We start from the raw sequence: 19,403 nt of genomic DNA on the forward strand, positions 1-19,403 counted from the left end.
AAGCTGGGAGGCGTATTCAGCCTCGGCAAGGAGATCCGCGGCGCCAAACAAGGGGATCCCGAGACGCAAACAATGTGATGCTTGACACGTGTTAGGTCACATGCATAAGCTACCTCACACGTGTTAGGAAGGAAAATGATATGACCGGTGCCACAAATGGCCGTCTGCGTGAATTCTCACGCCGGACCGCCTTCGGTGCCTTGGGTGCGGGAATCGTGGGAGCAACCGTGGCGTCGTGGCCGCGGCTCTCCGGAACCGACATCCCCGGGCGAGGGGACAACAGCCTCAGCATTGCCATCATGGGAACCGCAGCCGATGCCGCCGCGCGCCAGCGCGCCATCGATGCGTTCACCCGCCTCCACCCGGACATCCGGGTCAAGGTCCAGGCCATCCAGGCCGTGGACTGGAAAGACTTCTTCACCAAGATCCTCACCATGGTTGCCGCCGGTACACCGCCGGACGTTGTGTACGTGGCCACCGAAGGCGCCCAGCTGTTCGCCGACAAGCTGGCCCACCCGCTGGACGAGTACCTGCGCCGCGACGCCGCGGACATGGCCGAGTTCTTCGCTGACGTCCACCCCAGCCTGGTGGAGGCCTTTATGTACAAGGGCAGCCTCTTCCAGCTGCCCATGGACTGGAATGCGGCCAACATGTACTACAACACCACGGCTTTCCGGCAGGCCGGCCTGGACCGCCCGGCGGACGACTGGACCCACGTGGACTTCCGCAGCAACCTGGCCGCCATGAAAAAGGCCAGGCCGCAGGACTTCACCCCGTATTACTGGACCAACCGGCTGTTCGGCGGCGTGGTGCCCTGGCTCTACGCCAACGACACCAGCTTCCTGAAGGAAACCAAGTCCACAGGCGGGGACTGGCTCTGGGACAGCTTCTACGCCAACGATCCCTCCCGCAGCCTCCGCTCCGGCGGCTACCAATGGCTGGAACCCAACGCCGACGATCCCCGCGTGTTCGAATCCTTCGACTACCTGCGCGGCCTGGTCAAGGACGGCCTGGGCGTGCGTCCCGAGGAAGGCGGCGGCAGCTCACTCGTGGGACTCTTCGCCTCCAACCGGATCGGCACCACCCCGGCCGGCGGCTACTGGGTGCAGGGCCTGCACGAGGCCGGCATGAAGGAGAACGACTTCGACGTCGCGTTCTTCCCGAAAAGGCGGACCCAGCGGCACCAGTTCGGCACCGCCGGATACGCCATCATGAAAACCGCCAAGGACAAGGACGCCGCCTGGGAATGGATCAAGTTCAGTTCCAGCCGCGAGGCCATGGAGCTGATCTTCCCCAACCCGGGGACCACCCCGGCCCGGCGCTCCATGGTCAACGAAGCGCTGTACAAGGGCAAGGGGCCGGCGCACTGGAAGGTCTTCTACGACACGCTGGACAAGTACCCCACCACAGGGCCCATTCCTGCACCGCCCCAGCAGGCCGCCGTCGAAACGGCCCTGATGAAAAACGTCTCGCTGGCCGTCAGCGGCGACGAGCGCCAGCTCAAGCAGGCCCTCGACTCCATGCAGCGCGATCTTGAAATTGCCCTGAGGAGGCAGTCATGAGCACCACCACTCGTCACCGGGAAGGGCAGAAGCACACCGCCAAACAAGCTGCCCCCGGTGCGGCTCCCGCACAGTCCGGATGGCACAGCCAGCGTTTGCTTGCGTGGATCTTCCTGGCCCCCACCATCCTGGGCATGGGCCTCTTCACTCTGGTGCCGATCGTCGCCTCGGTGGTCCTGGCGTTCTTCCGCTGGGACATCATCTCCGCCCCGAGCTTTGTGGGGTTCGACAACTTCGCCACGGTGGTCCAGGACCCCACGGTCCGGGTGTCCTTCCTGAACACCATCGTTTTTGTGCTGGTGGCCGTGTCTCTCCAACTGGGGCTTGCCCTGGCGCTCGCAATCATGGTGCAGGAGAAGTTGCCGTCCTGGCTCCGGACCTTTTTCCGGTCCGCGTTCTTCTTCCCGCTGATCCTTTCCGCGGCCTCGGTGTCCATCTTCATGCGCTACCTCTTCAACGAGCAGTTTGGCGTGGTGAACTGGTTTCTGTCCCTCGCCGGCATCCCCGCGGTTCCGTGGCTGACAACGCCCGGCGGGTCCGCCGCCGTCGTGATCATGGTCTACGTGTGGCAGAACTTCGGGTTCTCCTTCCTGCTGTTCATCGGCGGGCTGGCCTCCATCCCCACGGAAACCTACGAGGCGGCCTCGCTGGACGGCGCCACCGGGTGGCGCAAGCACGTCTACGTCACCCTGCCGCTGCTGAGCCCCACCACGCTGCTGGCCTCGGTGATGGCCATCATCAGCGCGCTCCAGGTGTTCGACCAGCCGTACGTGCTGACCCGCGGCGGGCCGGGCGATTCCACCCGCACGGCGGTGATGGTGATCTTCGAATCCGCCTTCCAGCGGCTGGAATTCGGCCAGGCCTCGGCCATCGGCGTACTCCTCATGCTGATCATCATGGCCATCACGGCCGCGCAGTTCCGGCTCAGCAAACGATTCGTCTTCTACCAGTAAGGCCAGCCATGTCTACCACTACAGAGCGTGTATTGACCCGCCCCGCCCCGGCCGGGCACACCCCGGCGCGGCGGAAACCGAACTGGAGCCTCGTCACCCGGGTGGCCCTGCTGCTGCTCGCGGCTGTCCTGACCCTTGGCCCGGTGATGTGGACCCTGTCCACCTCGCTGCGGTCGCCGTCGGAATCGTTCAAGCTGCCGCCGTCGTTCATCCCCTGGAACCCCGACTTCACGTCCTACGCCGAGGTCTTCCAGAAGCTGGACATCGTCATCCTGGTGCTGAACAGCGCCCTGGTGACGGGGGTCATCGCCGTCGGACAGATGGTGACCGCGGCCATGGCCGGTTACGCCTTCGCCAACCTGAAGTTCCGCGGCCGCGGCTTTCTCTTCTCGATTGTGCTGGCCACCATGATGGTGCCGGTGCAGGTGACCATCGTGCCCGTGTTTATGCTGATCCGCGGCATGGGCCTTTCGGACACGCTGCTGGCCCTGATCCTGCCGGCCATCCCGACGGCGTTCGGCACCTTCCTGATGCGGCAGTACTTCCTGGGACTGCCCGCCGATCTTGCGGAGGCCGCCGCGATCGACGGCGCCAGCCCGTGGCGGACCTTCCGCTCGGTCTACGCACCCCTGGCGGTTCCCGGCATGGCGATTGTGGGCATCCTGGCGTTCAACTTCCACTGGAACGAGTTCTTCCGGCCGCTCATCATGACCATCTCGGAACAGAACTTCACCCTCCCGCTGGGCCTCGTCTCGCTCCAGGGCAACCTGGGCACGGGCAGCATCTCGGTGGTGCTGGCCGGCGTGGTCCTGTCCATGATCCCAGCGCTGGTGGTCTTCATCTTTGGCCAGCGCGCGCTGCAGGACGGCCTCACCGCCGGCAGCAGCAAATAACCCAGCTTCCTGAAAGGCTTTCCGCATGTCATCCCCGGACCTCGCCGCCACCGTGCACGCCGCCGTCGATTGCGCGGACGTCGCAGCGGCCCACCCGGACCCCGCGTTCCCGCAGTTCCACCCCCGCCCCGCGCAGGGCTGGATCAACGACCCCAACGGCGTCAGCCACCTCAACGGCCGCTACCACGTCTTCTTCCAGTACAACCCGGGTTCCGCCCGGCACTCGAAGATTGCCTGGGGCCACGTCAGCTCCGCGGACCTGATCCGCTGGCAGGAACACCCCGTGGCGCTCCGTCCCCAGGACGGGGGGCCGGACGAGTACGGCTGCTGGACCGGTGTGGTGACGGACGACGGCGATGTCCCCACCGCTGCGTACTCCGGCGTGCGGGGCGACGGCGGCCACTCCCAGGTGGTCATCTCCCGCGGATCAGCGGACCTGGTGTCCTGGGCCCAGGACGGGCACATCGCGGCGTCCGTGCCTGACGACGCCCAGGTCACCGCGGTCCGTGACCCCTTCATCTTCCGCTTCAACGGCAAGCGCTACGCCATGCAGGGTGCCGGGCTCGCGTCCGGCCACGCGGCCGTGCTGCTGTACACGGTGGAGGACCTGGCCGACTGGAAGTACCAGGGCATCTGGCTCACGTCGGAGAACCCGGTGGCTTCACGGTACACGCCCGCCGAAATCTGGGAATGCCCGCAGCTGGTCCGGGTGCCCTCCGATTCCGACGTTGACTCTGCCTCTTCCTCCGATGCTTGGGTGATGATGTTCTCGCTGTGGCTTTCCGGGGATACCCACGAACACGCCAACGGAGTGGGGCACCTCATTGGTTCCCTGGCCGAGGATCCTGCCACCGGGCTGCCGGTGTTCTCGCCGCGGACCGGCGGCAAGTCAGACCTGGGCCGGGACTTCTATGCCCCGCAGATCGTGCAGCTCGAGGGTGGGGGTTCCGGGCCGGACGCTGCTGGGCCGAACGACTCCGGGCCGAAGGCTGCTGGGCCAGACACTGTTGGGCCGAAGGCGCTGCTGTGGGGCTGGGCCAACGAAGGTTTCGGCCGCGACGGGCTCAGGGGCCGCAGCCAGGAAGAGATCGACGCCGCGGGCTGGGCCGGTGTGCTGACCTTCCCGCGCGAGCTGTCAGTAAAGGACGGTTCCCTGGTGGTGACGCCTGCCCCCGAGGTCCAGGCGTACCGCGGTGTGCAGACCGCCGCCCAGGCCACCGGAACGGTTGTCCTGCCTCCTTATGCGGAGGCCGTGGTGACCGCGCGGCCCGAAGCTGCGGCGACCGAAACCGCGGCGACCACGCGCTCCGGCGACGTGGCTGCGCCGGCGGGCGACGCCGTCGTCGAACTTTCACTGGTAGCGGGCGCCGGTTCCCCGGGTGCCTCAGCGGCGCCCAGGCAGATTGTGTTCAGCGGAAGGCTGGCGCCGGGGGAGGAACTAGGCGTGTTCGTGGATGCGTCCCTGGTGGAGGTATACCGCACCGGCTCGGTGGCGACCACCGTCCGCGCCTACCCGCAACCCGGCGAAGAGTGGCACCTGGAGCTTCCGGGCCTCGCGCAGGCCGACGTCTGGGAGCTGACCCAACCGGAGTAGGGCACTTGGCCGGGCGGTGCACTTGCCGGGGCGACGCCGGTATCGGTGCCGCCGTCAGCGGTGGGCTGCTGGCCCGGTCGATTCACGGATCACGAGCCGGCAAGGGGCCAGGGTCTCCAGGCTTGCGGCTCGTCCGTTCTCCGAAATTCCGGGGCCCACCGGAATCCCGGGGCCCTCGGATTTTCCGTGCCCCTCGGATTTTCCTGGGCCTTCGATCTGGGCCAGCAGCGCCGTCATGGCCGCGGCGCCCATCTCCCGGAGCGGCAGGGCCATGGTGGTCAGGGTTGGGACCATGGTGTCGGCGACGTGGGATTCGTCGTCGTAGCCCATGATCGAGAGATCGCCCGGCACGCTGAGTCCCAGGCGGGCGGCGGCAAGGGCGACCCCGATGGCGGCCCGGTCGTTGGCGCACATGATGGCGGTGGGGCGCTCGGCGGGGGACACCCCGTCGAGCAGCTTCATGGCGCCGTGGAAACCCCCGTCGATGTCCCAGCCCACCCAGCTCATCCAGTCCTCCCGGACATCCAGGCGGGCTTCGGCGAAGGCCTCGCGGTAGCCGGCGACGCGGAGTGGTGCGGCGGCGGATCCGGCGGCGCCGGCCAGGAGCGCGATATCCCGGTGGCCCAGCTCCAGCAGATGGTTGGTGGCCTCCCTGCCGCCACGCACTTCGTCCGGGATCATGTGCGGGAGGGCCGGGACCGGGGCGTTGTCGTAGCAGTTGGCCAGAACGGACGGGACCCGCAGCATGCCGGGCGGCACGTCCAGCGGCTTCAGGCCCTCCGTGACGTAGATGAGGCCGTCCACCTGCCGGTCCAGGAGGGTCTCCACGGCGCTCTCGTCCCGGGCGGCGTCAAACTCGGTGTCCATCGCCACGGTGACAAAGCCGCGGCTGCGCGCGACGTCGTCGGCCCCGCCAATGATGTTCCCGTCAAAGGCGCTGACCACGACGTGGTCGGACACGATGCCGATCATCCGTGTCCGCTGGTTCCGCAGGCTCAGGGCAATGGGGTTGGGGGAGTAGCTGAGTTCGACGGCGGCCCGCCGGATGCGGTCCTGGCTTTCCTTGGCCACATTGCCGTCGCCGCGGCCGTTGAGGACCAGCGAGACGGCGCTCCGGGAAACCCCTGCCCTCTTGGCAACGTCCAGGGCGGTGGCTTTGCGCTGCATGGATAGACCCTCCGTCTTGCGGTATTCCCTGCAGTCTACCTAACGCGTGTGAGGAGGGTGTGGACTTCCGCGTTCCCCTTCCCCAACTGACTGGCATTTAGCGTCGTGAAACCGCGGAATGACGACGTTATGTGCGAGTTACTTGGGGAGGGGTGGTTTCGCCGGGGCGAGGCGGGGGAGGCTGGCCGCCGCTATCAGCACCGCAAGGGCGCCAAGGCCGAACGGCAGCGCCGTCAGTGTGGCGAGCCCGCCCACCAGCAAGGGCCCGCCGGCGTCGCCCAGTTCCCGGCCCAGTTCGGCGGACCCCATCGTGCGGCCCATGCGCTCCGGCGGGGTGGTGTCCGCCAGGTGCGCAAAACCGAGGGGCGTGGCCGCGCCGACGCCGACGCCGATCGCCGCCGCTGCGATGAAGATGGTGACCGCTCCCGGGGCGACAGCCAGCAGGGCGACGCCTGATGCGATGAGGAGGAGTCCCGCCGTCGTGCCCTGGTTGTCGCTGATGCTGTGCCGGTCGCGCAGTCTGCCGATCCGCGGTTGCGTGAGCACCGAGCCGAGAGCCAGGAGGCTGACCGCTGCCGTGCCGGCGACGGCGTCCAGGCCGTGCCGGGTGGCCAGCGCCGGGAGGAAGCCGACCGCCGCGCCGAGCGCCGCCGTCGATGCCGCCAGCACCAGTGTGGGGACGAGAAACCGCCGTTCCCCGATCTGGCGTGCCAGGTCCAGCACGGTGTAGCGCTGGCGGGGGAGGGGTTCCAGGTGGGGCACGGCCAGCAGGACCCACAATGCCGTGGCGGCGGCGAGTACGGACAGCGTTCCGAACAGCAGGGCGAACCCGCCGGCCCAAATGAGGCCTGCCCCCAGCAGCGGCCCGATGATGTAGCCGAGGCTCTTCCAGGACCCGTACCTGCCGAAGTACGTGCCCGCTTTCCCGCCGCGTGCCAGCCGCGCCACCATGGCCGACGACGCCGGCGAGAACGCAGATGCGGCGGCACCTTGGCCGAGCGGGGCCAGCGCGAGCATGAGCGGGTCCGCCGCCCAAAGGCCAATGAGCGACAACACTGCAAAGGCTGCAAGCCCGCCGACGATTACGGGTTTGGCGCCGATTCTGTCGCTGAGTGCGCCGAAGACGGGTTTGAGAAAGACCTCGGAGACGTCGTACAGCGCGAGGAGGATGCCCAGATTGAGCAGCGTGAGGCCGATGTTTTCACTCTGCGCGCCCAGGCCGGCGGCGATGCTGTGGGCTCCGAACGCGGTGACGAATCCGGCGGCGTACAAGGGGGCAGACGATGTGCGAGTAGCTTGGGCTTGAGAGCCGGCAGCGGTCACGAGTGCACCTCGCCATAGACGAGCGCGGCAAAACCGTCCAGGGCTTCAGTGCAGGCAGCGAGTTTTTGGTCGGCGCTGGCGGCCGAAGGGCTGCCGAACACGTCCTTGGTTCTGACGGCGCGGAACCAGCGCCGCAGCCTGTCCAGGCTCTGTTCCTCTTCCTCGAGTTCAGCCAGAGTGAACTGCTGCTTGGCTATTTCCTTGGCAATTTCGTCGGTGAACTTTCCGCAGTCCGCGACGAACTCTGTCCATTCGTCCGCGCGCGCGGCGTTGAAGAGCTCGCGCAGCCTGGACGCGTCGTCGTCGGCCGGTCCGGTGGTGAACAGCAGCAGCTCGCCGTTCCCCGTACGGGCGAGCTCCTTGGCCTTCTTCGCGCCCTCTCGGCAGGCAGGAACATCGGGCGCGGTCCAGGCGCCCTGGCCGACCGGGACAGCGCCGAAGCGCCGCAACTCACGCCAGACAGCTACGCGGTGCCGCGACGGCTCCGACGGAACCTGGACGAGCATCACCAGCCAGGAAACCTGTTCTAAGGAAGTCACACGTAAAATTGTAACAAGTGTTACATCACTCAACGTGCGGGCGCCCCGCCGGCCCAATTGACTCGCATTTAATGTCCTCATTTGCGCGTTTCACGACGTTAACTGCGAGTCAGTTGGGCCTGGGGTGACGTCAGGCCAGTGACGCCGCCAGCTCCTCGATGATCTCGAACTGCTCGCGCACGCCGCCCTCCATGCCGGACTGCGCAATCATGTCCCGGACTTCCTTGCTGCCCGCGTTGGTGCGGATACTGATCGTGGTGGCGCCGCCGTCGGCCTCTTCAAACGTGACGGTGTTGACCACGGCCCCCTCCTCGCTGTCCTGCGGCGCGCCCGGCATCTCCATCACCTCCGTGTTGACGATGCGCTCGTTGGGCACAATCTCCTGGTAGGTCCCGTGGAAAGCCACCTCGAATTCGCCGTGCGCCACCATGACGTAACGCCACGCACCGCCCACGCGGAAGTCCATCTCGGCCACCGTCACCTCGCCCCGCCGGCCGGGCCACCACTTCCTGACGAGCTCGGGCGTGGTCCAGGCCCTGTAGACGAGGTGCCTGGGTGCGTTGACGGTGCGGGTGATGAGGATTTCCTCATCACTGGGGAAGGTGACGTCCATGGTGCCGCTGCTTGCCTGTGCCATTGCCCTGCTCCTTCTTGGCTGTGCGTGTCTTCCTGTTTGAGGTCATCCAGCACGTCCTCCAGCAGCTCGAACCGTACGGACCAGAGGTGCTGGTAGCTGGAGACCCAGTCGTGGATGGGCTTCAGAGCCTGTGGGTTGAGCCGGTAGAGGCGCTGCCTGCCTTCGTCCCGCACGTCCACGGCGCCCACCTCGCGCAGTACCCTCAGGTGCCGGGAGACGTGCGGCTGGGCGAGTCCCAGGAGTTCCACGAGTTCATTGACCGGGCGCTCGCCGTGGGTGAGGGCGTCCATGATTTCCCGACGGCGGGGCTCAGCCACCGCGTTGAACGCATCCGCTGTTGTTGCTGCCCGTGCCATACCGCGATTGTATACCCATATGGATATGCATTGGAAGGCCTGTTGGCGTGTGGCCGCAGAGGGGCTAACGTCACAGCCAGAGGGATCCCTGTCCTGTACCCGTCCAAAGGAGGCATTGCGGTGGCCATCATTGACAACGCGGTGTACGTGGACGGCCGGCGGACCGCCGATCCCGCGAGCCTGGACGAGACGTACTTTGTCCTCCGGCAACGCGAAGGGATGGCGTGGATCGGACTTTACCGGCCGGATGCGGATGAACTCCGGTCCGTGGCTGAAGAGTTCGACCTCAACTCCCTCGCCGTCGAGGATGCGCTGGCCGGACACCAGCGCGCCAAGCTGGAGCACTACGGCGAATGCGCGTTCCTGGTGCTGCGCCCGGCCCGCTACCTCGACGACGTGGAGAAGGTGGACTTCGGCGAGATCCACGTGTTCGTTGGCGAGGATTATGTAGTGACTGTCCGGCACGCCGAATCGCCGGACCTCGCCAGGGTGCGCCGCCGGATGGAAGCCATGCCCGAGTTCCTGGGGCTGGGGCCTGACGCCGTGCTGTACGGCATCCTCGACCAGGTGGTGGATGAATATGAACCGGTTGCCGCCGGCCTGGAGAACGATGTTGACGAGATCGAGGACGATCTCTTCGACGGGGATCCGGAGGTGTCGCGCCGGATCTACGAACTGTCCCGCCAGGTCATCACCTTCCAGCGCGCCACCAGCCCGTTGGTGGGAATCCTGCAGGCGCTGATGGCCGGAACCCCGGAGCGCCAGCCCGGGCCAGAGCTGCAGGACCACTTCCGCGACGTCCTGGACCACGTGCTCCGGCTGAACGAGCGGGTGGCATCCTTCCGCGCCCTGCTGCAGAACGCGTTGGCCGTCAACGCAGCCCTGGTGGCGCAGCGGCAGAACGACGAGATGCGCAAGCTGACCGAATCCAGCATCGCCCAGAACGAGCAGGTGAAGCGGATTTCGTCCTGGGCCGCCATCCTGTTTGCCCCGACGCTGGTGGGCACCATCTATGGCATGAACTTCCGCACCATGCCCGAACTCGACTGGATCTTCGGCTACCCGATGGCCTTGAGCCTGATGGTGGCCCTGGGCATCGGCCTGTACTGGACGTTCAAGCGCAACAGATGGATCTAGGGTTTGCCGCGCCCTTTCGGCGGCTGCCGGTACAGTGAAACGCATGCCCGCCGACGACGCCCTGCCGCCGCTCAGAGTCCCGCCCTTGGAGCTCCCGCCGCTGGAGCTCCCGCCCTTGGACGAGCTGCTGGCCGCCGCGCACGTGGTGAGCCTGCCCATGCGGGTGAAGTTCCGCGGCATCCTGGAGCGCGAGGTGATGCTGCTTCACGGTCCCGTCGGGTGGGGCGAGTTCGGTGCGTTCCCCGAGTACGCCAACGCCGAGGCCGCCCGCTGGCTCGCGTCCGCCGTCGAGGCCGGCTGGCACGGCTTCCCTGAACCGCTCCGGACCAGCATCCCCGTCAACGCCACCGTGCCCGCCGTTTCCGCGGACCGTGTCCCGGAGATCCTGGCCCGCTTCGGCCGAGTGGACGCCGTCAAGGTCAAGGTGGCGGAACGCGGCCAGACCCTCGACGACGACGCCGCCCGCCTCGCCGCCGTCCGCTCCGCCTTGCCGGACGCCGCTATCCGTGTGGACGCCAACGGCGGCTGGGAAGTGAGGCAGGCCATTGAGGCACTCACCCGGCTCGCCGCCGTCGGGCTTGAATACGCCGAGCAGCCCGTTCCCACCATCGAGGGGCTCGCCGAGGTGCGCCGCCAGTTGCGGGCAGCCGGGACGCCGGTGCTGATCGCGGCCGACGAAAGCGTGCGCAAGGAATCCGACCCCCTCCGCGTGGCGCGCGCCGGCGCGGCCGACCTGATCGTGGTCAAGGTGGCGCCGCTGGGGGGAGTACGGCGGGCGCTGGACATCGTGGCGCAGGCCGGGCTGCCCGCCGTCGTAAGTTCCGCCCTGGACACGTCCGTGGGGATCCGTGCCGGGCTGGCTTTGGCTGCCGCGCTGCCGGACCTGCCGTATGCGTGCGGGCTGGGGACGGTGTCGCTGTTTCAGTCGGACGTCACCACCGATCCGCTGGTGGCCGACGACGGCGCCATCCGCCTCCGCGACGTGCACGCCGACGCCGGGCTGCTGGAGCAGTTTGCGGCTTCGGCCGAGCGCCGGGTCTGGTGGCTGGACCGCCTCCGGCGCGTCCACGCCCTCCTCGCCTCCCACTGACGCTCTCTCACTTCCCGCGGGTTTCTTCCGGACGCTCTCTCACTTTTCGCACGTTTTCGGGGAACCCTCTCGCACCTCCTGCAGGTCACCTCGGCTTCACCGGAACTTCATCTGGCTGACGGCTGGACGTTGGAACCGGCTGACAGGGTGGGCGGGACCGCATCGGATTCCTTGGAAGGCACCCCCATGTCTGAAACGACAGCCCGCAAGTTCAACCTTCTGCCCATGCTGGGCCACACGAAGGGCAAGCGAAGCGCCGTCACCTGCGCTCTGAAGTGCGACAACGCCTGCGCCGGGGACGTCTGCAACACCAGCTCCAACAGCTACTTCCGTGACATCGCCTCTGCCACGATGTCCCGCCGCGCCGCCCTGGGCTTCGGCGCCGCCGGTGCGCTCGCCGTCGTACTTGGCAACGCAGTGACCTCCGCGGAACCGGCAAGCGCCGCCGGCCTCTCGAAGGCCGCGAAGGAGGGCTTTGGCCAGTCGAAGCTGCAGTTCACGGCCATCCCGTCGATTGACGCTTCCGTCGACGCCGTTACCGTGCCGGAAGGCTTCACTTGGCAGCCAGTGATCCGCTGGGGTGACCCGATCTTCAACGACGCTCCGGCCTTTGACCTGAACAACCAGACCGCAGCGGCCCAGGAACAGCAGTTCGGCTACAACAACGACTACACGGACATCCTGGAGATCCCGGGAAGCAAGGGCCGCCGCGCGGTGCTGTTCGCCAACCACGAATACACCAACGACGCCATCATGTTCCCGGCCACCATGCCGGCCGAGCAGCAGCGTGCTGTGGGGGCAGCCGCGCACGGTCTGTCCGTGGTGGAGCTGGAGCGGAAGAACAAGAACACGCCGTGGAACTACGTTAAGGGCGCGCCTTTGAACCGCCGCTACCTGAACAACACGGTTTACGAGCTCACCGGCCCGGCTGCCGGATCCTCACTCGTCAAGACAGTAAAGGACCCGGAAGGCCGTTTCATCAAGGGCACGCTGGGCAACTGCGCGGGCGGCACCACCCCGTGGGGCACCATCCTCTCCGGTGAGGAAAACTTCCAGGGCTACTTCGTCGCACCGGGCACGTCCGCGAGCGACAAGCGGTACGGCCTGACCTCGAACGCCACCGCGCGCAAGTGGGAAATGGACGATCCGCGCTGGGACACCCGCAATGAGGGCTACCAGAACGAGGCAAACCGATTCGGCTGGATCGTGGAAGTTGACCCGTTCGATCCCACGTCCACCCCGAAGAAGCACTCCTCGCTGGGCCGTTTCAAGCACGAGGGCGCCAACGTGATCATTTCCGAGTCCGGGCACGTGGTGGCCTATTCCGGCGACGACGAGCGTTTTGACTACCTCTACAAGTTCGTCTCCAAGGACAAGTACCGCGAGGGCGACCGCAAGCACAACATGACGCTGCTCTCCGCCGGTAACCTGTACGTCGCCCAGTTCACGGGCAACTCGCCGGATTTCAAGGACAGCGATCTCCCGGACGACGGCGCATTTGACGGCATCGGCGCATGGCTGCCGCTAGTGGTGGACGGCAAGTCCGCCATCGACGGCATGAGCGTTGAGGAAGTCCTCGTATACACCCGGCTGGCGGCCGACAAAGCTGCCAATGAAAAGGGTGGCGCCACCAAGATGGACCGTGCCGAGGATGTGGAGCCCAGCCTGCACACCGGCAAGGTCTACGTGGCCTGCACCAACAACTCCAACCGTGGTGTCGGCTCAAACGAAGGCGCCAACGAGGTGAACCCGCGCAACCAGAACCGCGACGGCCACATCGTGGAAATCACCGAAACCGGGGACCAGACCTCCACTAGCTTCACGTGGAACCTGCTCATGGTCTGCGGTGATCCGGCCCAGGGCGACTTCACCTACTTCTCCGGTTTCCCCACGGACAAGGTTTCGCCCATCTCCTGCCCGGACAACCTTGCGTTCGACTCCGTGGGCAACCTCTGGATCTCCACGGACGGCGCACCCTCGGGCATCGGCCGCGCGGACGGCCTGTTCAAGGTCACCCTGGACGGCGCCGAGCGTGGCAAGGTGGAGCAGTTCCTCGCCGTGCCGCGCGACGCCGAAACCTGCGGGCCGATCATCCACGACGACGAGCGCACCGTCTTCGTCGCCGTGCAGCACCCGGGTGAGGACGGCACGTTTGCGAAGCAGGTCTCCTTCTTCCCGGACTACGTCCCGGCTGGTACGACGCCGGCTCCCGGCCAGGCGCGCGCCCCGCGCCCGTCCGTGATCCAGGTGTTCCGCACCGATAGCTAGCACCTCGCTCCGGCTCTCCACTATCGACGCTCTCTCACTTTTGGTCGGCTTTTTGGGGACGCTCTCTCACCCATATCGGCACCACGGCAGGAAGTGAGAGAGCGTCGCCTGTGGGGCGGCACGTCGCAGAGGGAAGGGACTGATAATTTGAGCTTGTGAATAATCCGGCCGAGATGGTTGTCCCCAGAGTCCAAGCAGCCATTGCCCAAGCGTTCGGCGAGGAGTTCCGCGACACCGATCCCGTGGTCCGGCCGTCGCAGTTCGCGGACATCCAGATCAATGCAGCCATGTCCCTCGCCAAGAAGGTGGGCGTGCCGCCGCGGGATGCCGCAGCACGGATCGTCGAGGCCCTGAAGCTCGACGGCATCTGCAACAGCGTCGAGATATCCGGCCCGGGCTTCATCAACCTTACGTTCGACGGCACCTGGATCGAAGAGCTGCTCAACTCAGCCGCCACCAAAGCGGAGAGTACCCCGACGGGCGGCGGCCCGGGGGCGCAAGCCCAGCGCGTCGTCGTCGACTATTCCTCCCCAAACGTTGCGAAGGAAATGCACGTCGGGCATCTCCGCACCACCGTGGTGGGCGACAGCTTGGTCCGGATCCTCGAGGCCCTGGGCCACACCGTGATCCGGCAAAACCACATCGGCGACTGGGGCACGCCGTTTGGCATGCTGATCGAGCACTGGCTGGAGGTCGGAGAGGATTCGCCGGACGGTGCCCTTCTGGTTGATGATCCCAGCGCGTTTTATCAGGCAGCGCGGGCAAAGTTCGACGGCGACGCCGACTTCGCCACGCGGGCTCGCCTTCGCGTCGTGTCACTTCAGTCGGCCCACGAAGAGACCCTGGCCGTCTGGCGCCGGCTGGTGGACCACTCGAAGCTGTACTTCAACGCCATTTACTCGACGCTCGGAGTCAGCCTCGAGGACGACCACATCGCCGGCGAAAGCTCCTACGATCCCCATTTAGCACAGCTGTGCCAGGAACTGGAGGAGGCCGGTCTCGCACGTGTGAGCGAAGGGGCGCTCTGCACATTCCCGGCCGGTTTCAAAGGCCGGGACGGCGAGCCACTGCCGCTCATCATCCGGAAGTCCGACGGCGGGTACGGCTACGCCACCACGGATCTGGCGACCGTCCGGTACCGCGTCCAGGAACTCCACGCCGACCGCATCCTCTACGTGGTGGGAGCACCGCAGAACGTCCACCTGCGCATGGTCATGGAAACGGCCCGCGAGGCCGGTTGGCTTCCGGACACGGTTGAGGCAACCCACGTGCAGATCGGCAACGTGCTGGGTCAGGACGGCAAGATCCTCAAGTCGCGCTCCGGCACACCGGTTAAGCTCATGGCCCTGCTGGAGGAGGCCGTGGACCGCGCCCGTGCTGTGGTTGATGCCAGCCGCCCCGATCTCTCCGAGGAGGAGCGCGCCGTCACCGCCCGCCAAGTGGGCATGGGCGCCGTCAAATACGCCGACCTCTCGGTGGGTCACGACACCGAGTATGTGTTCGACTTCGACCGCATGCTGGCACTCACCGGCAATACCGGCCCTTATGTGCAGTACGCCGCCGCACGCATCCGGTCCATCCTTCGAAAAGCCGGCGTTTCCAGCCCAACCGGAGCGGAAGGCGAGCCGACGGCGGCGGGTGCGATCGCCGTCGTCGACCCCGCCGAACGTGCGCTGGCCCTCCACCTCCTGGAGTACGGTGCCACGCTGCGGAGGGTGGGCGAACTGCTCGAGCCGCACCGGCTATGCGCCTACCTGTTCGAACTGGCGCAGCTGTTCACGTCCTTCTACGATCAATGCCCGGTGCTGAAGGCAGAGGAGTCCGTTCGCGCGTCCCGGCTTGCCCTGTGCTCACTCGTCCTCCACAGGCTGTCTGACGGGCTGGACCTGTTGGGGATCGGAACGCCGGAGAACATGTAGCGCTTGCGTTTCGCGACCAAAGGTGAGAGAGCGTTCCTGATTTCGGCGCGAAAAGTGAGAGAGCGTTTTGGATGGTGGCAGACTGGGTCGGTGACTTCGCTGAATGACCCGTCCCCGGACGCCTCTGACACGTCTGGGGCCGAAACGTCCGCCCCGCTCCCGCTGGGTTCGCTGGCAGCGGCGCGGATCGCCGTCGACGCCCTGATCGACGGCGGTGTCCAGTACGTGGTGGTCTCACCGGGTTCGCGCTCGGCACCCATGGCGTATGCGCTGGCTGAGGCGTCGGCGGCCGGACGCGTGGAGCTGCTGGTGCGGATCGACGAGCGGAGTGCCGGGTTCACCGCTTTGGGACTGGCACTGTCCACCGGCACACCGACGGCTGTCCTCACCACGTCCGGGACTGCCGTCGGGAACCTGATGCCGGCCGTGATGGAGGCCAACCACGCAGCGGTCCCGCTGGTGGTAGTGTCCGCTGACCGGCCCGAGGAGCTGCGCGGCACCGGCGCCAACCAGACCACCATCCAGCTGGACCTGTTCGGCGAGCACGTGCGGTTCGCTGCCGATGTCCCGGCCGGAAGCAGTCCGCTGCGCGCGGTGGAGACGGCCCTCTCCGCTGCCACCGGCGCGTTCTCGGACCTCGCCCCCGGGCCTGTCCAGCTGAACCTCGCCTTCCGTGACCCGCTGATTCCCTCCCCGGAGGAGCAGCTCCCGACGGCGGCGCAGCGGCAGCGCTTCCGGATCGGCACCCAGCCTCTCACCATGAACCTGCCGCCCGCCTCGGAGGGCCTGCCGGAGCGGCGCACCGTTGTGGTTGCAGGGCACGACGCCGGCCCTGTCGCCGAGGCGTTCGCCCGCGCCCACGGGCTGCCGCTACTGGCTGAGCCTTCGTCAAACGCGCGCTTCGGGCCGAATGCCGTGGGCCCGTACCGGTTGTTGCTGGAGCATTTTGGGCCGTCCTCCTCGCTGCCGGTCGAGCGGGTGGTGCTGTTCGGCCGGCCCACGCTTTCCCGGCCTGTTGCAGCGTTGCTGGCCCGCGCCGATGTGCCGTCCGCCGTCTACCAGCCGGTCCCGGTGGCGTGGCACGAGCCCGGACGGCGCACCGAACTCCCGCTGGAGGGCCTCGCCGACCTTGCGGAATTTGCCGGCCGCGGACCGGCTGCGTGGCTTGATGCCTGGCTGCTGGCCGGATCTGCCGCCCAACACGCGCTGGACAGCGTGCTGGGTGAGTCCGGCGGCGGGGAGTCCAACGCCACCGGGCCGACCGCCGGCACCGGTCCAGCTCCGGCGACGGGTCCCGCCGTCGGCTCACTCGTGTGGAAGCATTCCCGTGGGCAGCTGTTCCTGGGCTCGTCCAACGGCATCCGGGACGTGGACCTGGCCGGCCTGCCTGCCCCTGAACCTGCGGCCACGGTGTATGCCAATCGCGGGGTCGCCGGCATCGACGGCACCATTTCCACCGCCACCGGAATCGCACTGGGCGGCCGCCAGGAAACCACCGTCCTGCTGGGGGACGTGACCTTCCTCCACGACGCCGGCGGCCTCCTCCTCGGCTCCGGCGAGGACGAACCCCGGCTCCGGATCGTGGTGCTCAACGACTCCGGCGGCGCCATCTTCGGGCTGCTCGAACACGGTGCAGTGGAGGAATCCGGACGGTACGGGGACGCCGTCGAGCGGCTCTTCGGCACCCCCCACTCAGTGGACATCGCGGCACTCGCCGGAGCGTACGGCGTCGGGCATTGCTCGGTAAGTACGACGGCGGGACTCGCCGAGGCGCTCGCCGCCCCGATCGAAGGCCGCAGCATCATCGAGGTACGCACGGACCGGCACGGCCTGCGCGCCCTCCACGCAGGTATCAAGGCAGCGGTGGCCGCAGCAGTCGCCGGAGTCCTCGCGGGCTGACCGCCGCGCCCTGAGGACGCGGCGCGAACCAGGCGACTCGGATATTTCCTCCCGCGGCCCAGATTCCGGGCGCGCGAGAATTGGTGCGTGTCGAAAACGAAGAGTCGCGTCGACAGTGGGTAGGCCGTTCTCCACATATCGGCGCCTGGACCTGTCCACCTGGACTCGCAGGTGGCATCTTCGGTGTATGGCAGACCTTCCGCCCCTTCTCATGGCCCGCGACCGCGTCCAGCATGGGCTGACCGCCAATGAACTGGCCAAGCAGGTGAAAGCCGGAGCCCTTGTCCGGATCCGGCACGGCATCTACACCGACGGGCACGTCTGGAGGGGCCTGAAGCCGTGGGAACAGTACCGGCTCCGCGTCCAGGCCGCGGCAGAAACATTCGAACGCCCCACCGTCTTCGCTCGTCACTCCGCGGCCAGTGTTTGGGGAATTCCCACCATCGGCCTGGACCACCCGGTTCAGGCGCTGACAGGGAAGAACGACGGCGGCAGGTCCCGCGCCGGAGTCAGCCGCCACTTCGCTGAGCCGTCGGGTCTGACCGTCGTCCAGCGGGAGGGCCTGCTCGTCACCGGCCGCATCCGCACTGTCCTGGATCTTGCCGCGTTCACGCCGTTCAGCGAGGCGGCTGCGCCCCTGGACCATGTGCTGAAGCCGGATCGCACCCTGGGACTGCCGGCCCTGACTAAGGAGGACCTTGTGGCCGGCATCGGATCGAACTACTCCTCGGCGGCCGGGCGGAGGATTCGTGCGGCTTTGGCCTTCGCGGATCCACTGTCTGGTTCGGCGGGGGAGTCTTACAGCCGCTCGCTGATCCACGTAGCCGGCTTCGAGGCCCCGGTCCTGCAGCACGCGATTCACGGCACGGATGGCCTTGTGGGGTACGCCGACTTCTACTGGAAGCGGGCCAAGGTTGTTGGTGAATTCGATGGCCTGGAGAAGTATGTCAAACCCGAGTTCCTGAAGGGTCGGACGGCATCGCAGGCGGTGGTGGCCGAAAAGAAGCGTGAGAACCGGATCCGGGCCACTGGGACCAACGTCGTGAGGTGGGACTGGTCTGACCTGATGGAGCCGGGGAAGCTGGAACGCATGCTCGCAGCGGCCGGGGTGCCCCGCCGTCGTGCCCGTTCTGCGGATTTCGACGCTCGTAACACCCTGTGACGCGCAAATTCCCTGCCGCCACCGGTATTCCGGTAGCGGCAGGGAATTTGCGCCGCGCTAGGTAATTTGCGCGCCGAAATCGGGAGGGAGCGGGCTACTCCTCGATCTCGATGTGCGTCGGGTCGAGCACCCGGCGGAGGAATTCCTTGGTGCGGGCCTGGGTGGGGGCGCTGACGACCTGCTCGGCCACGCCTTCCTCCACCACCACCCCGCCGTCCATGAACACCACGCGGTCCGCCACTTCGCGGGCGAAGCCCATCTCGTGGGTCACCACCAGCATGGTCATGCCCTCCTTGGCGAGGTTGCGCATGACCGAGAGGACGTCGCCCACGGTCTCGGGGTCCAGGGCGGACGTGGGCTCGTCAAAGAGCATCAGTTCCGGGTCCATGCTCAGCGCCCGGGCGATGGCCACACGCTGCTGCTGCCCACCGGAAAGCTGGTCCGGGAAACGGTCGGACAGATGACCCAGCCCCACGCGATCCAGGTTGCGCTGGGCTACCTCGTCCGCCTCGGCCTGGGAGCGCTTGAGCACCTTGGTCTGGGCGATGGTGCAGTTCCGCTTGGCATCAAGGTGCGGGAAAAGGTTGAACTGCTGGAACACCATGCCCACCTTGCGGCGCATCTTGTCGATGTCCACATCCGGGTCCGTGGCTTCGAAGCCGCCCACGTGAATGGCGCCTTCGTTGGGCTGCTCCAGAAGGTTGACGCAGCGCAGCAGGGTGGACTTGCCGGAGCCGGACGGGCCGATCAGGCACACCACCTCACCCGGGGCCACATCCAAGCTGATGCCCTTGAGGACCTCATTGGTGCCGTAGGACTTGCGGAGGTCCGTGATGGATACACCGGCTGCGCGTACAGTCCCGGCAGCGCCGCGCGAGTTGTTTTCGACGTCGTTCATTGTCTT

Annotated in this window: 16 protein-coding genes; 10 read left to right on the plus strand and 6 right to left on the minus strand. The window is 67.0% G+C overall.

All coding sequences use genetic code 11. The features are described 5' to 3' along the window. The first annotated feature begins 140 nt into the window (after positions 1–140). Genes QFZ30_RS03540 through QFZ30_RS03555 form a run of 4 tightly spaced genes read left to right on the plus strand, consistent with a single transcriptional unit; the run spans position 141 to position 5,002 of the window. Entirely contained in the window at positions 141–1,562 is a 1,422-nt protein-coding gene (locus QFZ30_RS03540) for an extracellular solute-binding protein (RefSeq protein WP_307073544.1), read from the plus strand. Next, positions 1,559–2,515: a carbohydrate ABC transporter permease gene (locus tag QFZ30_RS03545; RefSeq protein ID WP_307073546.1), complete on the plus strand. Its 957-nt coding sequence runs from the start codon at positions 1,559–1,561 to the stop codon at positions 2,513–2,515. The genes QFZ30_RS03540 and QFZ30_RS03545 overlap by 4 nt, the downstream gene beginning before the upstream one ends. A gap of 8 nt (positions 2,516–2,523) precedes the next feature. Beyond that, positions 2,524–3,408, plus strand: a complete 885-nt coding sequence (locus QFZ30_RS03550) for a carbohydrate ABC transporter permease (protein ID WP_307073548.1) — start codon at positions 2,524–2,526, stop codon at positions 3,406–3,408. A 25-nt stretch (positions 3,409–3,433) separates the two neighbouring features. Further along, on the plus strand, positions 3,434–5,002 hold the full coding sequence (locus QFZ30_RS03555; protein ID WP_307073549.1) for a glycoside hydrolase family 32 protein: 1,569 nt from the start codon (positions 3,434–3,436) through the stop codon (positions 5,000–5,002). Between the two features lie 54 nt (positions 5,003–5,056). Here QFZ30_RS03555 and QFZ30_RS03560 read toward each other — a convergent pair whose 3' ends face one another. From QFZ30_RS03560 to QFZ30_RS03580, 5 genes are all read right to left on the minus strand, one after another. Then, on the minus strand, positions 5,057–6,169 hold the full coding sequence (locus QFZ30_RS03560) for a LacI family DNA-binding transcriptional regulator (protein ID WP_307073551.1): 1,113 nt from the start codon (positions 6,167–6,169) through the stop codon (positions 5,057–5,059). Between the two features lie 138 nt (positions 6,170–6,307). Further along, positions 6,308–7,441, minus strand: coding sequence for an MFS transporter (locus QFZ30_RS03565; protein ID WP_307073553.1), 1,134 nt, complete (start codon positions 7,439–7,441; stop codon positions 6,308–6,310). 47 nt (positions 7,442–7,488) lie between these two features. After that, positions 7,489–8,031 (minus strand): Chromate resistance protein ChrB, encoded by a 543-nt coding sequence (locus QFZ30_RS03570; RefSeq protein ID WP_307073555.1) that lies wholly within the window; start codon positions 8,029–8,031, stop codon positions 7,489–7,491. A gap of 130 nt (positions 8,032–8,161) precedes the next feature. Further along, positions 8,162–8,614 (minus strand): SRPBCC family protein, encoded by a 453-nt coding sequence (locus QFZ30_RS03575; RefSeq protein WP_307080026.1) that lies wholly within the window; start codon positions 8,612–8,614, stop codon positions 8,162–8,164. Continuing rightward, the gene (locus QFZ30_RS03580; protein ID WP_307073557.1) at positions 8,509–9,024 is read right to left on the minus strand and encodes an ArsR/SmtB family transcription factor; all 516 of its coding nucleotides are present in this window, start codon (positions 9,022–9,024) and stop codon (positions 8,509–8,511) included. The genes QFZ30_RS03575 and QFZ30_RS03580 overlap by 106 nt, the downstream gene beginning before the upstream one ends. A gap of 120 nt (positions 9,025–9,144) precedes the next feature. On the opposite strand from QFZ30_RS03580, the gene QFZ30_RS03585 reads away from it, so the two are divergent. The 6 genes from QFZ30_RS03585 (at position 9,145) to QFZ30_RS03610 (ending at position 18,499) form a co-directional block, all read left to right on the plus strand. After that, positions 9,145–10,161, plus strand: coding sequence for a magnesium and cobalt transport protein CorA (locus QFZ30_RS03585; protein WP_307073559.1), 1,017 nt, complete (start codon positions 9,145–9,147; stop codon positions 10,159–10,161). A 43-nt stretch (positions 10,162–10,204) separates the two neighbouring features. Next, a complete protein-coding gene (locus QFZ30_RS03590; protein ID WP_307073561.1) occupies positions 10,205–11,251 on the plus strand; it encodes an o-succinylbenzoate synthase in 1,047 nt (348 codons plus the stop codon). Between the two features lie 186 nt (positions 11,252–11,437). Next, positions 11,438–13,519 carry a PhoX family protein gene (locus QFZ30_RS03595; protein WP_307073563.1) on the plus strand — a complete coding sequence of 694 codons (2,082 nt, stop codon included), beginning with the start codon at positions 11,438–11,440 and terminating at the stop codon, positions 13,517–13,519. Positions 13,520–13,692: 173 nt separating this feature from the next. Continuing rightward, complete coding sequence (gene argS / locus QFZ30_RS03600) at positions 13,693–15,438, plus strand: arginine--tRNA ligase (RefSeq protein ID WP_307080028.1); 1,746 nt, start codon at positions 13,693–13,695, stop codon at positions 15,436–15,438. Between the two features lie 90 nt (positions 15,439–15,528). Continuing rightward, positions 15,529–17,337: a 2-succinyl-5-enolpyruvyl-6-hydroxy-3-cyclohexene-1-carboxylic-acid synthase gene (gene menD, locus QFZ30_RS03605; protein ID WP_373462808.1), complete on the plus strand. Its 1,809-nt coding sequence runs from the start codon at positions 15,529–15,531 to the stop codon at positions 17,335–17,337. Between the two features lie 187 nt (positions 17,338–17,524). Next, positions 17,525–18,499, plus strand: coding sequence for a hypothetical protein (locus QFZ30_RS03610; RefSeq protein ID WP_307073565.1), 975 nt, complete (start codon positions 17,525–17,527; stop codon positions 18,497–18,499). A gap of 94 nt (positions 18,500–18,593) precedes the next feature. Here the strand turns inward: QFZ30_RS03610 and QFZ30_RS03615 are convergent, their stop codons facing one another. Further along, positions 18,594–19,397 (minus strand): amino acid ABC transporter ATP-binding protein, encoded by an 804-nt coding sequence (locus QFZ30_RS03615; protein ID WP_307073567.1) that lies wholly within the window; start codon positions 19,395–19,397, stop codon positions 18,594–18,596. Between the last annotated feature and the right edge of the window lie 6 nt (positions 19,398–19,403).

Source organism: Arthrobacter pascens (assembly GCF_030815585.1).
GTDB classification, from domain to species: domain Bacteria; phylum Actinomycetota; class Actinomycetes; order Actinomycetales; family Micrococcaceae; genus Arthrobacter; species Arthrobacter pascens_A.

Bases quoted from the DNA above. Each gene is read 5' to 3' on its own strand.
- QFZ30_RS03580 (WP_307073557.1), bottom strand. From the start codon at position 9,024: ATGGCACGGGCAGCAACAACAGCGGATGCGTTCAACGCGGTGGCTGAG.
- QFZ30_RS03540 (WP_307073544.1), top strand. From the start codon at position 141: ATGACCGGTGCCACAAATGGCCGTCTGCGTGAATTCTCACGCCGGACC.
- QFZ30_RS03590 (WP_307073561.1), top strand. From the start codon at position 10,205: ATGCCCGCCGACGACGCCCTGCCGCCGCTCAGAGTCCCGCCCTTGGAG.
- QFZ30_RS03560 (WP_307073551.1), bottom strand. From the start codon at position 6,169: ATGCAGCGCAAAGCCACCGCCCTGGACGTTGCCAAGAGGGCAGGGGTT.
- QFZ30_RS03555 (WP_307073549.1), top strand. From the start codon at position 3,434: ATGTCATCCCCGGACCTCGCCGCCACCGTGCACGCCGCCGTCGATTGC.
- QFZ30_RS03615 (WP_307073567.1), bottom strand. From the start codon at position 19,397: ATGAACGACGTCGAAAACAACTCGCGCGGCGCTGCCGGGACTGTACGC.
- QFZ30_RS03595 (WP_307073563.1), top strand. From the start codon at position 11,438: ATGTCTGAAACGACAGCCCGCAAGTTCAACCTTCTGCCCATGCTGGGC.
- QFZ30_RS03610 (WP_307073565.1), top strand. From the start codon at position 17,525: ATGGCAGACCTTCCGCCCCTTCTCATGGCCCGCGACCGCGTCCAGCAT.
- argS (WP_307080028.1), top strand. From the start codon at position 13,693: ATGGTTGTCCCCAGAGTCCAAGCAGCCATTGCCCAAGCGTTCGGCGAG.
- QFZ30_RS03545 (WP_307073546.1), top strand. From the start codon at position 1,559: ATGAGCACCACCACTCGTCACCGGGAAGGGCAGAAGCACACCGCCAAA.
- QFZ30_RS03550 (WP_307073548.1), top strand. From the start codon at position 2,524: ATGTCTACCACTACAGAGCGTGTATTGACCCGCCCCGCCCCGGCCGGG.